The sequence below is a fragment of the Streptomyces colonosanans genome (assembly GCF_001866645.1).
GTDB classification, from domain to species: Bacteria; Actinomycetota; Actinomycetes; order Streptomycetales; family Streptomycetaceae; genus Streptomyces; species Streptomyces colonosanans.
The window spans coordinates 83285-98497 of record NZ_MLYP01000039.1 but is presented as its reverse complement, the minus strand read 5'-3'; the positions used below and the strand labels follow the sequence as shown (position 1 = coordinate 98497).

The window sequence follows — 15213 nt, the reverse complement described above, 5'->3', positions numbered from 1 at the left end:
GCCTTTCGCCGGCCGCCGTCCGGTCAGCTCTGTTCGCTCAGAGCGAATCGTTCTCCGTGGGCTCTGTGCCGCGGCTGCCCCAGTCCACCTGCGGCCCGTCGACGTGTGCCGCGTGCCGCGGCGGATGGGCGGCGGCGCCCAGCACGAAGGCGTCCGGCGCACCGTCCAGCACCCCGCCGGACGGGTCGTCGTCACCGGCCCGCCGCACCACGTCCCGTTCCGGCATGAAGATGTCGCGTACGACGACGGCACACAGGTAGAGCGTCCCCAGCAGATGGACGGCGATGGCGACTTGATAACCGTCCGTCGGCAGGCCCTTGTGAGCGTCCCCGCTGGTCGTGTACGCGAGATACATCCAGATCCCCAGGAAGTACGCAACCTCGCAGGCCTGCCAGATCAGGAAGTCCCGCCAGCGCGGCCGCGCAAGCGCAGCCAGGGGAACCAGCCACAGCACGTACTGCGGCGAGTAGACCTTGTTGGTGAGGATGAACACCGCGACGATCAGAAACGCGAGTTGCGCGAAACGCGGGCGGCGCGGCGCCGTCAGCGTGAGCGCGGCGATACCGACACAGGCGGCCACCATCATGATCATCGCGCAGGTGTTGGCGGTGTCCGGGGTGATCTCGATGTCGAACCAGCGCGAGATGAACAGGAAGACCGAGCCGAAGTCGACCCCGCGTTCCCTGCTGAAGCTGTAGAACTTCACCCAGCCCTCGGGAGCGAGCCACATCACGGGCAGGTTGACCACCAGCCATGAGCCGACGGCGCCCAGAAACGCGGTCCCGTACTCCCGCCACTTGCCCGCCCGCCAGCACAGCACGAGGAGCGGCCCAAGCACCAGGAACGGGTAGAACTTGGCGGCCGTGGCAAGCCCGACCAGGATGCCGAAGGCGAGGGCCCGACCACGTGACCACATAAGCATCGCGGCGGCCAGCAGGGCCACGGCGAGCAGGTCCCAGTTGATGGTGGCCGTCAGCACGAAGGCGGGTGCGAGGGCGACCAGAAGGCCGTCCCAGGGGCGCCGACGGTGAGTGCGCGCGGTACACACGGCGATGACCGCGGCGCACACCATGAGCATCCCGGCATTGACCATCCAGTACATCTGCTCACGGCCCTGGAGGGCACCGCTGCCCGGGGTCAGCCAGGAGGCGACCTCCATGAACACACCGGTGAGCACCGGATACTCGAGGTAGTTCATGTCGCCGGGGAGCTTGTCGAAGTAGGGCACGAGCCCGTCGGCGAAACCACGTCCCTGGTAGAGGTGCGGGATGTCCGAGTAGCACGCGTGCGTGTACTGGGAACTGGCTCCGAAGAACCAGCCGCTGTCGTAGCACGGCAGCTTCTGAACCATCCCCAAGGCGAACATGCCGATCGCTACGAGCGCCACGATCCGCACGGGGGTCCACCAGGACGTCCCGAGCAGTACGCGTCGCCCGACAGGGCCACCGATCAGCTCGCTGCCGGCCGCGGCGACCTCGTCCTCCCTGGTCGGCCGCACGGAATCCGGCTCGTGCACGCTCGCTCGCATCGTCTCTGCACTGGGCATGAGGCTCATCCTGCCGCATCCACCCGGGGGAACGCCGAGGGCCGCCATACCTGATTGGTATGACGGCCCTTCTGTAGTCGATGTTTCACGTGAAACGGAGCGTTTCACATGAAACACGCTCGATAACAGCTATCCGAGCGGAGGGAAGCCCCCTCCGGTGCCATTGCCCTTGCCGCCGTTGCCATTGCCCCGGCTGCCTCCCTGGCTGGTCGTATCAGTCGGCAAGGGGGTCACATCGCCGGTTCCACCGGTTCCACCGGTTCCACCGGGTCCACCAGGTCCACCAGTGCCGCCGTTGCCGCCGTTGCCGCCGTTGCCGCCGTTGCCGTTGCCGCCGTTGCCACAGTTCCAGCCGAAGTAACCACAGCTGTCACTCGGCGACGGCGAGGGCGAGGTGGTCTCCTTGCTCGGCGACGAGCTCGGTGTCGGGCTCGTCTCCTGGCTCGGGGTGGCCGACTGCGAGGGTGGCGGGCTGGGGCGGGCGTTGACGACCTTGCCGATGGGCTGCGGGGTCGGGAACGCCTCCACCGGCATGCCCTGCATCGCCTCGGACATGTAGTCGCGCCAGATCTCTGCCGGGAACGAGGCGCCGTGGATCTTCTCCTGGCCACCCGTTCCGAACATCGACAGGAACTTCTTGTTCTTCGCGTCCGCGTTGTCGTCCATCCGGAACATGCCGATCGCGGTGGACAGCTGCCGGGTGTAGCCGACGAACCACGCGGATTTGTTTTCGTCGGTGGTACCGGTCTTGCCGGCCACATCGCGGCCGGGAAGCTGGGCGTGGGTACCTGTGCCCTTCTCGACCACGGTCTTCAGGATGTCCGTGACGTTGTCGGCGACCGCCGGCTCGAAGGCCTGTGTGGGCTTGGCCTTGTGTGTGAAGACCGTCCCGTCCTTGCTGGTGACCTTCTCGACGGAGTACGGCTCGTTCTGCTTGCCGCTGGTCGCGAAGGTGGCGTACGCGCCGGCCATGCGGATCGCGCTGGGGTCGGAGATACCGATGGAGAACGCCGGGTAGGTGGCACCGGTCAGCTGTTCGTTCTTCAGGCCGGCCTCGATCGCAGCCTCCTTGACCTTGTCCAGGCCGACGTCCATGCCCAGCTGCACGAAGGCGGAGTTCACGGACTCCCTCATGGCCTCACGAAGGTCGATCTGGTAGTCCGGCGGGGGGCCGACGGAATCGCCGCCGTCATTGGTCTGCAGCCACTCCTCGCCCTTCTCGTTCTTCCAGACCTCCCCGTTGTACTTCTTGATCTTGAGCTTGTTCTTGCCGCTGAACAGGCTCTTGGGGGAGACGATCGTGCGCTGGTCCAGCGACTGCTCCACTCCGAGGTCGGGGTCACGGACACCCCACTTCATCGCCGCTGCGAGCACGAACGGCTTGAACGTCGAACCGACCTGGGCGCCAGTCACGTCGGCGTTGCTGGTGAAGTGCTTGGTCGCGTCCTCGCCGCCGTAGATGGCCTTGATGGCACCCGTATCCGTGTCCACCGAGGCCCCGCCGAACTGGACGAACTTGTCGGTCCTCGGGTGCTCATTGGGCTTGATGCTGGTCTTCTGGACCTTCTTGACCGCAGCCTCGAGCGCGTCGACCTTCTTCTTGTCGAAGGTCGTGTAGATCGAGTACCCACCCCGCTGCAGATCGTCGGCGGTGATATCCGTGTTGTGGATCACGTAACCCTTGGCGAGGTCGACGAGATAGCCGACCTGGCCGCTCAGACGGCCGTTCGACCGCGGGTTCTGAATCTTGGGCAGAGTGGTGTGCTTCGCCCGCTCCTGGGGGCTCAGATGGCCGTACTGGACCATCTTGTCGAGGGTGTCCTGCATCTGGCGCGTGGCCCGCCGCGTGTTGGCCTCCGGTGTGGCGGCGGGGTCGACGGAGGTCGCACCCGCCGGGTCGTAGTACACGGGACTCTTGAGCGTCGCCGCCAGAAGGGCACACTCGCCCGGGTTGAGGTCGGTGGCTTCCTTGCCGAAGTAGGCGTGCGCAGCCGCCTGTAGGCCGTAGGCCCCGCGGCCGTAGTACGCGGAGTTCAGGTACCCGGCCATGATCTGTTCCTTGGGGACCTTGGCGCCCACCTTGATCGAGACGAAGATCTCCTTGAACTTCCGTGAGATCGTCTGCGACTGGTCGTTCAACATCGCGTTTTTGACGTACTGCTGGGTGATGGTGGAACCACCCTGTGTCTCGCCGCCGCTGGCCATGTTGAAGAAGGCCCGCGCGATGCCCTTGGGGTCGATACCGCTGTCGGTCTCGAAGGTCTTGTTCTCCTGCGAGATGACGGCGTATCGCATCTCCTTGGGGATCTGGGAGTAGTTGATGTTCTGCCGGTTGACCTCACCACCGGTGGAGACCATCGGGGAGCCGTCGGACCAGTAGAAGACGTTGTTCTGCGCGGTCGCCGTCTTGTCGACGTCCGGGACGCTCACCATGGCGTACCCGATGCCCGCGACCGCCACGAGGCTTCCTATGAAGCCGACGAACAGCCCCGTCACCAGCTTCCAGGAGGGCAACCAGCGCCCGACTCCGTACTTGCCCGCGCGCGGGTAGTCGATGAAGCGCTTGACGGGAGGGGCACCCCGCCCTCTGCCCTGCCCGCGCCCGCGGTCGACTCCGTCGGTCGCTCTGCGCCGACCGCCTCCATTTCTCTGTGTTGCCCGCCGGGCCGCGGCGCGGCCACCGTACGGGCGGTCCTCACCTCCCGCTTCGTAGGAATCGGCAGGTGACCCAGTGGCGCCTCGCGGGGCCGCACGGCGACCGGAGGGCGCCGACTGGCCGCGTCGGGCAGCGGCACGTCCGCCTCCCTGCGGCTGCGGCGGTTTGCGACGGTGCTCGCTCATCGAACGACTACTCCTCGGGCAGGCGCATCCTCGCGCGCCTGGAAACGGCGGCTGGCTTCCGGTCCCCCCGATGTACGGATGCGGTCGCCTTGGCATTCACCCGTACTGCACCGGGGACGAGGACGTTCCCAGGCGCCACTCCGGTTCCCGGTGGTGTGCATGGCGCACAGACTACGCACCGTCAAAACTCACCTAGCCCCGAACTTCACCTTAAAAAGGGCAACTTGCTTCCTACGAATCAGTGATGTGACCCCGTTCACCGTGCAACCTCTTGTCGCGCCGGGAGGTGCGTTCTATCGTCTTGATGTATCGAGTCGATACATCAGCTCGGCATAAAGACCGTGCGGACGAGACAGCGGCAGGAAGGAGGCGGACATGAACCGGCGTTCCGGGATCCTCGAGTTCGCCGTCCTCGGCCTGCTCCGCGAGTCCCCTATGCACGGCTATGAGCTGCGCAAACGACTCAATACATCGCTGGGTGTGTTCCGCGCGTTCAGCTACGGGACGCTCTACCCGTGCCTCAAGACGCTGGTCGTCAATGGCTGGTTGACCGAGGAGTCGGGCAGCGCTTCCGAGGACGTCGTCGCCGCCCCGCTCGCGGGGCGCCGCGCCAAAATCGTCTATCGGTTGACGGCGGAAGGTAAGGAGCGCTTCGAGGAGTTGCTCTCGCAGACGGGTCCCGACGCGTACGAGGACGAGCATTTCGCCGCTCGCTTCGCCTTCTTCGGGCAGACGTCCCGCGATGTACGCATGCGCGTGCTGGAGGGACGCCGAAGCCGACTGGAGGAACGCCTGGAGAAGATGCGCGCCTCCCTGGCACGCACCCGGGAGCGCCTTGATGACTACACCCTTGAGCTCCAGCGCCACGGGATGGAGTCCGTGGAGCGCGAAGTGCGCTGGCTGAACGAGCTCATCGAGAGCGAGCGGGCCGGACGGGACCTCAGGGGTTCCGCCGCCGACGGCTCCACTCGAAACAGCACATCTGGAGAGACGGGCGGCCTGCCCCGGCACCGGGACAGCACCCGGCCGGATCCGTCCGACGACACCACCACGTGAGGTCCAGTCGGGGCTTCACCTCGTACACACAGGGAGCAACCGAAATGGGTTCGGTTCGCGTAGCCATCGTCGGCGTGGGCAACTGCGCCGCGTCGCTGGTGCAGGGAGTCGAGTACTACAAGGACGCCGACCCGGCGTCCAAGGTCCCGGGTCTGATGCACGTCCAGTTCGGCGACTACCACGTCCGTGACGTCGAGTTCGTCGCCGCCTTCGACGTGGACGCCAAGAAGGTCGGCCTCGACCTGGCCGACGCCATCGGCGCCTCCGAGAACAACACCATCAAGATCTGCGACGTCCCGTCCACCGGCGTGACGGTCCAGCGCGGCCACACCCACGACGGTCTCGGCAAGTACTACCGCGCCACCATCGAGGAGTCGGCCGAGGAGCCGGTCGACGTCGTCCAGATCCTGAAGGACAAGCAGGTCGACGTCCTCGTCTGCTACCTGCCCGTCGGCTCCGAGGACGCGGCGAAGTTCTACGCGCAGTGCGCCATCGACGCCAAGGTCGCCTTCGTCAACGCCCTTCCGGTCTTCATCGCCGGCACCAAGGAGTGGGCCGACAAGTTCACCGAGGCGGGTGTCCCGATCGTCGGTGACGACATCAAGTCGCAGGTCGGCGCCACCATCACGCACCGCGTCATGGCGAAGCTGTTCGAGGACCGGGGTGTCATCCTGGACCGCACGATGCAGCTGAACGTCGGCGGCAACATGGACTTCAAGAACATGCTCGAGCGTGAGCGCCTGGAGTCCAAGAAGATCTCCAAGACGCAGGCCGTCACGTCCCAGATCCCCGACCGGGACCTCGGCGAGAAGAACGTCCACATCGGCCCGTCCGACTACGTGGCCTGGCTCGACGACCGCAAGTGGGCCTACGTCCGCCTCGAGGGCCGCGCCTTCGGTGACGTTCCGCTGAACCTGGAGTACAAGCTCGAGGTCTGGGACTCCCCGAACTCCGCGGGTGTCATCATCGACGCCCTGCGCGCCGCGAAGATCGCCAAGGACCGCGGCATCGGCGGCCCGATCCTGTCGGCGTCCTCGTACTTCATGAAGTCCCCGCCGGTCCAGTACTTCGACGACGAGGCCCGCGAGAGCGTCGAGAAGTTCATCAGGGGCGAGGTCGAGCGCTAGGACCATCGACCTCCGGTCCTGACGGGTCCCCGGGCCGCGTGCCCGGGGACCCGCATGCGTATGTGAGGCTGTGCCTCATGTCCGTCGTGCGCGACCTGCGTGTCCTCCTCCGCTTCCGGAGCTTCAGACGCCTGCTCGCCGTGCGGCTGCTGTCCCAGGGAGCCGACGGCGTCTACCAGGTCGCGCTCGCCGCATATGTCGTCTTCTCGCCGGAGAAGGAGGCCTCGGCCGCGGCCATCGCCTCCGCGATGGCCGTGCTGCTCCTTCCCTACTCCCTCGTCGGCCCGTTCGCAGGCGTTCTGCTGGACCGCTGGCGGCGCCGCCAGGTCTTTCTCTACGGCAACCTGCTGCGCGCCGTGCTGGCCTGCGCTACGGCCGTCCTGATGGTGAGCCGGGTACCGGACTGGCTCTTCTATGTTTCCGCGCTGTGCGTCACCGCGGTCAACCGTTTCGTCCTCGCGGGCCTGTCCGCGGCGCTACCCCGGGTCGTCGACGTCGACCGCCTGGTGATCGCGAACTCGCTCTCCCCAACTGCCGGTACGCTCGCCGCGACCGCCGGCGGCGGACTCGCCTTCATCGTGCGCCTGGTGGCCGCGGACTCCGACGCGTCGGTGGTGTTGCTGGGCGCGGCCCTGTATCTGGGCGCGGCGCTCGCCTCACTGAGCCTGGCGCCGGAACTGCTGGGCCCTGACCTGAGGTCGGCGCCTCCGCGGCTGGGCACGGCCCTCGTCGGCACCGCGCGCGACCTGGTGGCGGGCATACGGCATCTCGCCGAACCCGCGAGGCGGGAAGCCGCCTGGGCACTGACCGCGATGACGCTGATGCGGTTCTGCTATGGCGCGCTGCTGGTCCTGGTGCTGATGCTGTGCCGGTACGCACTGTCCTCGACCCCGGAACGCGGACTCGCCCTGCTGGGGCTGGCCTTGGGGTTCTCCGGTGCCGGCTTCTTCACCGCGGCCGTGGTGACGCCGTGGGCGGCGGGACGGCTCGGCCCTGTCCGCTGGATCGCGGTGTGCGCAGCGGTCGCTGCGGTTCTGGAGCCCGCGCTCGGCCTGCCGTTCGCCACCGCACCCCTACTGATCGCGGCGTTCGTTCTGGGCCTGATCACGCAGGGCGCGAAGATCTCTACAGACACGATCGTCCAGTCCGCGGTCGAGGACGGATTCCGCGGCCGGATCTTCTCCGTGTACGACATGCTCTTCAACGTCGCTTTCGTCGGCGCGGCCGGGGTCGCCGCCCTGATGCTGCCCCCTGACGGCCGCTCAGCCGTCCTGGTGGTCACTGTCGCCGTCATCTACGCCGTGATTGCTGCGGCTATGTCCCGCTTCGAACACCAGTAAGTGTCACATCAGTACTACGGAACCTCACTGGGCTTCAGAGTTGTCAGTGGAGGCCGGTAACTTACGAGCGTCTTATTCCGCGCCATGCGCACCCGCAATCGAGGGGGGACCTCACCAAGTGACCACTCCGCCGCCCCAGGGCCCGAATCCATACGCCCAGGACCCCACCATGCCCACGGGGCAGCAGCCCGGCCAGCCGGGAGTTCCGCCGCAGGCGCCCTACGCACCGTTCCCGAATCAGGGAGCTCCCGCTCCGGTACCGCCGCAGGCTGGTCCGGGGAAGCGCTCCAGCAAGAAGGCGGTGCGCCTCATAGGCGGGATCGTCGTCGCTGTCATCGTCATCGGCCTGAAGTTCGGCGCGGGCTGGTTCCTTGACCGCAGTGACGCGGAGACCACATCGGTGGGTGCCTGTATGCACAAAAAAGGCACGGACTCCAATCCCGACCTCAAGGAGGTCGACTGCTCGTCCAGCGATGCCCAGTACAAGGTCGTCGAGAAGTTTGACGGCAGCAAGGACCAGGACAAATGTGAGAACGTCAAGGACGCGGAGTTCTCTTTCGTCCAGTACGGCGGCGGCCACGACGTGGTGCTCTGCCTGAAGGAGAACAAGTAACGCACTGGTCCACCCGTGCCGAAGGGGCGATGTTTCACGTGAAACATCGCCCCTTCGTTGTCCCCGCGGTCGTGTTTCACGTGAAACACGACCGCGTTTCCGTCTCAGGAGCCTTGCTCCGTCCACCACTCCTTGAGTGCCGCCACCGCCGCGTCGTGTGCCATCGGGCCGTGCTCCAGGCGGAGTTCCAGCAGGAACTTGTACGCCTGGCCGACGACAGGACCGGGGCGAACACCGAGGATCTCCATGATCTCGTTCCCGTCCAGGTCGGGGCGGATCGCGTCCAGCTCCTCCTGCTCCTTCAAGTGGGCGATACGCCTCTCCAGGCCGTCGTACGCACGGGAGAGCGCCGTCGCCTTGCGCTTGTTGCGGGTCGTGCAGTCGGAGCGGGTCAGCTTGTGGAGGCGGTCGAGGAGCGGACCTGCGTCACGGACGTAGCGACGTACCGCGGAGTCCGTCCACTCACCGGTGCCATAGCCGTGGAAGCGCAGATGGAGTTCGACCAGGCGTGAAACGTCCTTCACCAGGTCGTTGGGGTACTTCAGCGCTGTCATGCGCTTCTTGGTCATCTTGGCGCCCACCACCTCGTGATGGTGGAAAGAGACCCGGCCGTCCTGCTCGAAGCGGCGTGTCCTCGGTTTGCCGATGTCATGCAGCAGCGAGGCAATCCGCAGGGTCAGGTCGGGGCCGCCCTCCTCCAGCGCCATCGCCTGCTCCAGCACGATGAGCGTGTGGTCGTAGACGTCCTTGTGCCGGTGATGCTCATCCCGCTCCAGCCGCAGCGTGGGAAGCTCCGGCAGGACATGGTCGGCGAGCCCGGTGTCGACCAACAGCGTCAGTCCCTTGCGCGGGTGCGTGGACAGGATCAGCTTGTTCAACTCGTCCCTCACACGCTCAGCCGAGACGATGTCGAGGCGGCCGGCCATCTCGTTCATGGCCGTGACGACCTCGGGAGCGACCTCGAAGTCGAGCTGGGCCGCGAACCGTGCAGCCCGCATCATCCGCAGCGGGTCGTCCGAGAACGAGTCCTCGGGGGTACCCGGGGTACGCAGAACCCGGGCGGCAAGGTCGCCGAGCCCTCCGTGTGGGTCGATGAACTCCTTCTCGGGCAGGGTCACGGCCATCGCGTTGACCGTGAAGTCGCGACGGACCAGGTCCTCCTCGATGGAGTCGCCGTACGACACCTCGGGCTTGCGCGAGGTGCGGTCGTACGCCTCTGACCGGTAGGTCGTCACCTCGATCTCAAAGCGCTGAACAACGTCTCCGACGCGGGCAACCTTCTGAGCACCGACGGTCCCGAAGGCGATCCCTACGTCCCACGTGGCATCCGCCCACGGCCGCACAATCTTCAGGACGTCCTCGGGGCGGGCATCGGTCGTGAAGTCCAGGTCGTTGCCGAGCCGGCCGAGGAGAGCGTCCCGCACCGAGCCGCCGACGAGGGCGAGCGAGAAGCCTGCATCCCGGAAACGGCGGGCGAGGTCGTCGGCGACAGGGGACACCCGCAGCAGTTCCGTCACCGCGCGGTGCTGCACCTGACTCAGGGCACTGGGATTGTCTTCGTTGGCGTTCGGCACAACAGAAAAGGGTACGTGGCCCAGGCGGCGATGAGTGCCTGCATTAAAACGTACACAAGCGTTACGTACACGTTCATAAGCGTTCCGTATCCGCTTTCCTCTCGATACACGGAAATACAGGACAGCCGTACCCTCAGTCTTGATCTTGTGGTGCGGACCGCGGCACTTCGCCTTCGCGGGCATCGTTACCATGCGGGGACGCACATTCCGACGACACTGACGACGAGGGACGGGCGAGCGCGTGGCCGAGGCGGCAGACTTCCAGGGGATGAGTCCCTCACCTGCCCGCCGGTGGCTCCGGCGCACTGGAACGCTGCTAGCGGGCGCACCCCTGCTGGCCGGCCTGCTGCAGCTGCCCACCGGCCCGGCGGCCCACGCGGCCGAGAAGAGCACCGCGGTGGCGGCCGGCGGCTCTCGCACGGTCGCCGTCTCCCTCAACTCGCTCAGCCCCAGCGTGCCGGACGACGGCGACACCCTCACCGTCTCGGGCACGGTCACCAACAACAGCAAGCAGCCGATCACAGGTGCCCATGTGGGCCTGCGCGTGGGCCCGTCCCTGACCAGTCGCACATCCATCGAGGACGCCGCCCGGCACACCGGATACCTGCCGGGCGTCGACGGCTCCGAGGTCGGCGGCAAGTACGTCCAGAATTTCACCCGGCTCGCCCCAGGCGTCGCACAGGACTTCAGCATCTCCGTACCCGTCAAGAAACTGAACCTGGGCTCCGACGGTGTCTACGAGCTCGGCGTCTCGCTCTCGGGCCGGACCTCCGCGCAGCCCTCCTATGAGCAGGTGCTCGGCATCCAGCGGACGTTCCTGCCCTGGCAGCCCGACGGCGCCGCCGCCAAGACGAAGACGTCGTTCCTCTGGCCGCTGATCTCCTCGGTCCACCTGGCTTCGGAAACCCTTCCCAACCAGGAGCAGACACCCGTCTTCCAGAACGACGATCTGGCCAAGGAGATCTCTCCTGGCGGCCGCCTCTCCCAGCTCCTGTCACTGGGCAAGGACCTCGATGTCACCTGGGTGATCGACCCCGACCTGCTCGCCTCCGTGGACGCGATGACGGACAGCTACAGCGTCAAGGGAGACGGCGACTCCGTCACCGCGGGCAAGGACCAGGCGGTCGCCAAGCGGTGGCTCGCCGACCTTGAGAAGGCGGTTCAGAACAAGGAGGTCGTCGCCCTCCCCTTCGCCGACCCCGATCTGGCCTCCCTCGCCCACAACGGCAAGAACGTCACCGGCTCCCTCAGTCACCTCAAGGACGCCACGGACGTCGCCGCAAGGACCGTGGAGACCATCCTCCACGTGAAACCCGACACAGACTTCGCCTGGCCGGTGAACGGCGCGATCGACCCCTCGATCATCAAAGTCGCCACCTCCGCGGGCGCCGACAAGGTGATCGCCCGCAGCGACAGCCTCAAGGAGACGGGCGGCCTGTCCTACACGCCCACCGCGGCGCGCCCCATCGGCGGCGGCACCACGGCGGTGGTCGCGGACTACGGGCTCTCGACCGCGTTCGAGGGCGACATGACCTCGGCCGGCAACTCCACGCTCGCCGTGCAGGAGTTCTTGGCCCAGAGCCTGATGATCAATCTGGAGGAACCGCAGAAGCAGCGCAGCATCGTGGTCGCGCCGCAGCGGATGCCGTCCGCCGGCCAGGCACAGTCGATGGCGCAGGCACTGACCGCACTCCAGAGCAGTAGCTGGTCGCAGTCGAACGAGCTGTCCGCGGCCGTCAAGGCCAAGCCGGACCCGAATGCCACGACGAAGGTGCCCCCCGCATCCAGCTACCCCTCGTCCCTACGCAAGGCGCAGCTGTCGCGGTCGGCGTTCCAGCAGATCGAGGACACGCAGGAGAAGCTCGACAACTTCAAGGTGATTCTCACCGACCCCGCACGGGTCGTCACCCCCTTCGGGCGAGCCATAGACCGCGCCATGTCCACCTCCTGGCGGGGGCGTGCCACGGAGGCGTCGACCTTCCGCCAAGGTGTGGAGTCGTACCTCGATGTGCTGGCCGACCGGGTCCGACTGATCGAAAAGTCCGAGACGAAGCTCTCGGGCCGCAGTGCCACGATTCCCGTGACGGTGCAGAACAATCTCGTGCAGGGGGTCGACCACCTGGTGCTGCGGCTCACCTCGCAGCAGCCGACCCGTCTGAAGATCGGCGACGGGCCGTACACCGAGCAGCCCATCACCATCTCGGGCGGCCACAGCCAGTCGGTGAAGTTCACCACGACGGCCAACGCCAATGGCCGGGCCACCGTGGTCGCCCAGCTCTTCACGGAAGAGGGCCGGGCGTACGGCCCCGCCGTCACCTTCGACGTGAACGTTACCGAGATCACACCGACGGTGATGCTCGTCATCGCAGGTGGTGTCCTGCTCCTGGTGCTCGCCGGGTTCCGCATGTACACCCAGCGCAAGCGGTTGGCCGCACAGCAGGCCGAGGAGGAGTCGCAGAGCGGGCCGGAGGGCCCGGGGTCCACCGCGGAGGGAAGGGGGCTGAATGAGGCCGCGGACGACGCCGTAGAGACTGGGGACACTGCAGGATCTGCGACGGCACCCGCCGAGGAGTCAGCCGCCCAGGCCGGGGAAGACGACCCGGAGCACGCGAGTGACCCGGCACCGGACACCGCACCGGAAAGCCCCGACCCGTCCGGCACGGGTGAGAAAGTGGACCGTTGAGCGATGTCGTGGCCGGTGGGCCAGGGGACGATGAGGTGGGGTATCCATGAACGCGCCGTACGACGGTGACCGCGGACAGGGCGCCGCGGGCAGCTCGGGCTACCCCGAGGGCCCACCGCCGCACGGGCCCGGTCAGGCGCCGTGGCAGCCCCCCGCCGACACGTATTTCCAGGACGCCTACGCCCAGAACCCCTACCCGGCACAGGACCTGCCCGCGCAGGATCCGGTGACCGAGGCGGTCTACGACCGTGCCGCGCACCCTCCGCCGCCCCCGGGCACGTACCAGCCGCAGCAGCCGGTGTACGGGCAGCCGCCGACGCCCCAGTACACCCCTGACCCGCGTGTATGGGCCCCGCCGCCGGCACCCGAGCCGGCCGGTCCCACGCGGCACCTACCGTACGGGGACAACCCCGCGCAGTTCGCGGGCGTCGACGACCTGGCCATCCAGGCAGGCGAGGAGCAGCACACGCCGGACGCCTTCGCCCATCTCTTCCGGGACCAGCAGCAGAGCGGCGGACAACCCTCCATGCAGTCGCCGCCCGTATCCGGCCCGGCCCCCGTGCCGGCCCCGGGCCAGGGCCCGGGGCCGTACCCCGGCCCGGCCTACGCTCCCGTGCCCCCCTCGGCCGCGGCGTACGCTTCCACCCCTGCGCCGGCAGACGCACCTGCCGCCGCTCCCGCGCCGGCGGCGAAGAAGGGCGGGCGGGCCTCGGGCCTGCTGAAGTCCAGCGCTGTGATGGCAGCGGGCACGATGGTCTCCCGCCTCACCGGCTTCATCCGCTCCGCCCTGATCGTCTCCGCGCTGGGCGTCGGCCTGCTCGGCGACACCTTCCAGGTCGCTTACCAGCTGCCGACGATGATCTACATCCTCACCGTCGGCGGCGGCCTCAACTCCGTCTTCGTGCCACAGCTCGTGCGCGCCATGAAGGAGGACGAGGACGGCGGCGAGGCGTACGCCAACCGGCTGCTGACCCTGGTCATGGTGGCACTTGGCGGACTCACCGTAATCGCGATTGCAGCCGCGCCCCTCCTGGTCCACCTGCTGTCCCCGTCGGTGGCGGCCGATCCGGCGGCCAACCAGGTCGGCATCACATTCGTCCACTACTTCGTGCCCTCGATCTTCTTCATGGGCATCCACGTGGTGATGGGACAGGTTCTGAACGCCCGTGGGAAGTTCGGCGCGATGATGTGGACTCCGGTCCTCAACAACATCGTCATCATCGTGACGCTGGGCATGTTCATCTGGGTCTACGGCACCGCGGCCAATTCCGGGATGAAGGTGTCGAACATCCCGCCCGAAGGCCAGCGGCTGCTTGGCATCGGCATCCTGTTGGGCCTCGTCGTCCAGGCCCTCGCGATGATCCCGTACCTTCGGGAAACCGGGTTCCGTCTGCGGCTGCGCTTCGACTTCAGGGGCCACGGTCTCGGCAAGGCGGTGACGCTCGCCAAGTGGACCATCCTCTTCGTTCTCGCCAACCAGGCCGGCGCGATTGTCGTAACGCAGCTCTCCACCGCAGCAGGCAAGCACTCCCCGGTCGATGGCACCGGCTTCGCCGCCTACGCCAACGCCCAGCTGATCTGGGGCCTCCCGCAGGCGATCATCACTGTCTCCCTGATGGCCGCCCTGCTGCCGCGTATCTCGCGCTCAGCCTCCGAGGGCGACGGCGGCGCAGTCCGCGACGACATCTCCCAGGGTCTGCGCACAACCGCCGTCGCGATCGTGCCGGTCGCCTTCGGGTTCGTCTCGCTCGGCATCCCGATGTGCACCCTGATCTTCGGCTCCTCGGGCACCAGCGAGGCCACCAACATGGGCTACATGCTGATGGCCTTCGGACTCGGCCTCATCCCGTACTCCGTGCAGTACGTCGTGCTCCGCGCCTTCTACGCGTACGAGGACACCCGCACCCCGTTCTACAACACGGTCATCGTGGCCGCCGTGAACGCAGGCGCCTCGATCCTCTGCTACCTCGTGCTCCCGGCCCGCTGGGCCGTGATCGGCATGGCGGCCTCGTACGGCGTCGCGTACGCGATCGGTGTGGGCGTCGCCTGGGCCCGGCTGCGCAAGCAACTGGGCGGCGACCTGGACGGCGCCCGAGTGCTGCGCACGTACGCGCGGCTCGGGATCGCCTCGGTGCCGGCGGCTCTGCTGAGCGGAGCGGCCTGCTACGGAATCGGCCACACAGTGGGCCAGGGCGTAGGCGGCTCGCTCGCCGCCCTGCTCGGCGGTGGCGTCCTTCTCCTCGGTGTCTTCTACGTCGCCGCACGCAAGATGCGCATCGAGGAACTCAACTCCATGGTCGGCATGGTCCGCGGGCGCCTGGGGCGCTGAGACGGGGGTAGCGCACAACCATCGTCCGCCGCCGTGTGTCGTGCATAGCGGCGGACTGTGGGCACAATTGGTTTCTGCGTCGGACAGCACGCAACGGATGGGGA

Annotated in this window: 9 protein-coding genes; 6 read left to right on the top strand and 3 right to left on the bottom strand. The window is 67.3% G+C overall.

Annotated elements, in window-relative coordinates; genetic code table 11:
* Positions 1-37: 37 nt before the first annotated feature.
* Positions 38-1546: a glycosyltransferase family 87 protein gene (locus tag BIV24_RS14400; RefSeq protein WP_071366688.1), complete on the bottom strand. Its 1509-nt coding sequence runs from the start codon at positions 1544-1546 to the stop codon at positions 38-40.
* A 129-nt stretch (positions 1547-1675) separates the two neighbouring features.
* A complete protein-coding gene (locus BIV24_RS14395) occupies positions 1676-4387 on the bottom strand; it encodes a transglycosylase domain-containing protein (RefSeq protein WP_071366687.1) in 2712 nt (903 codons plus the stop codon).
* Positions 4388-4762: 375 nt separating this feature from the next.
* Here BIV24_RS14395 and BIV24_RS14390 point away from each other — a divergent pair, with 375 nt between their 5' ends.
* The 4 genes from BIV24_RS14390 (at position 4763) to BIV24_RS14375 (ending at position 8523) form a co-directional block, all read left to right on the top strand.
* Positions 4763-5443, top strand: coding sequence for a PadR family transcriptional regulator (locus BIV24_RS14390; protein WP_071366686.1), 681 nt, complete (start codon positions 4763-4765; stop codon positions 5441-5443).
* A 44-nt stretch (positions 5444-5487) separates the two neighbouring features.
* Entirely contained in the window at positions 5488-6570 is a 1083-nt protein-coding gene (locus BIV24_RS14385) for an inositol-3-phosphate synthase (RefSeq protein WP_071366685.1), read from the top strand.
* Between the two features lie 77 nt (positions 6571-6647).
* Complete coding sequence (locus BIV24_RS14380) at positions 6648-7910, top strand: MFS transporter (protein ID WP_071366684.1); 1263 nt, start codon at positions 6648-6650, stop codon at positions 7908-7910.
* Positions 7911-8028: 118 nt separating this feature from the next.
* A complete protein-coding gene (locus tag BIV24_RS14375) occupies positions 8029-8523 on the top strand; it encodes an LppU/SCO3897 family protein (RefSeq protein WP_071366683.1) in 495 nt (164 codons plus the stop codon).
* A gap of 104 nt (positions 8524-8627) precedes the next feature.
* Here BIV24_RS14375 and BIV24_RS14370 read toward each other — a convergent pair whose 3' ends face one another.
* The gene (locus BIV24_RS14370) at positions 8628-10097 is read right to left on the bottom strand and encodes a CCA tRNA nucleotidyltransferase (protein ID WP_079168260.1); all 1470 of its coding nucleotides are present in this window, start codon (positions 10095-10097) and stop codon (positions 8628-8630) included.
* 241 nt (positions 10098-10338) lie between these two features.
* On the opposite strand from BIV24_RS14370, the gene BIV24_RS14365 reads away from it, so the two are divergent.
* A complete protein-coding gene (locus tag BIV24_RS14365) occupies positions 10339-12780 on the top strand; it encodes a DUF6049 family protein (protein WP_071366681.1) in 2442 nt (813 codons plus the stop codon).
* Positions 12781-12826: 46 nt separating this feature from the next.
* Complete coding sequence (gene murJ / locus BIV24_RS14360; protein WP_071366680.1) at positions 12827-15109, top strand: murein biosynthesis integral membrane protein MurJ; 2283 nt, start codon at positions 12827-12829, stop codon at positions 15107-15109.
* The last annotated feature ends 104 nt before the right edge of the window (positions 15110-15213 follow it).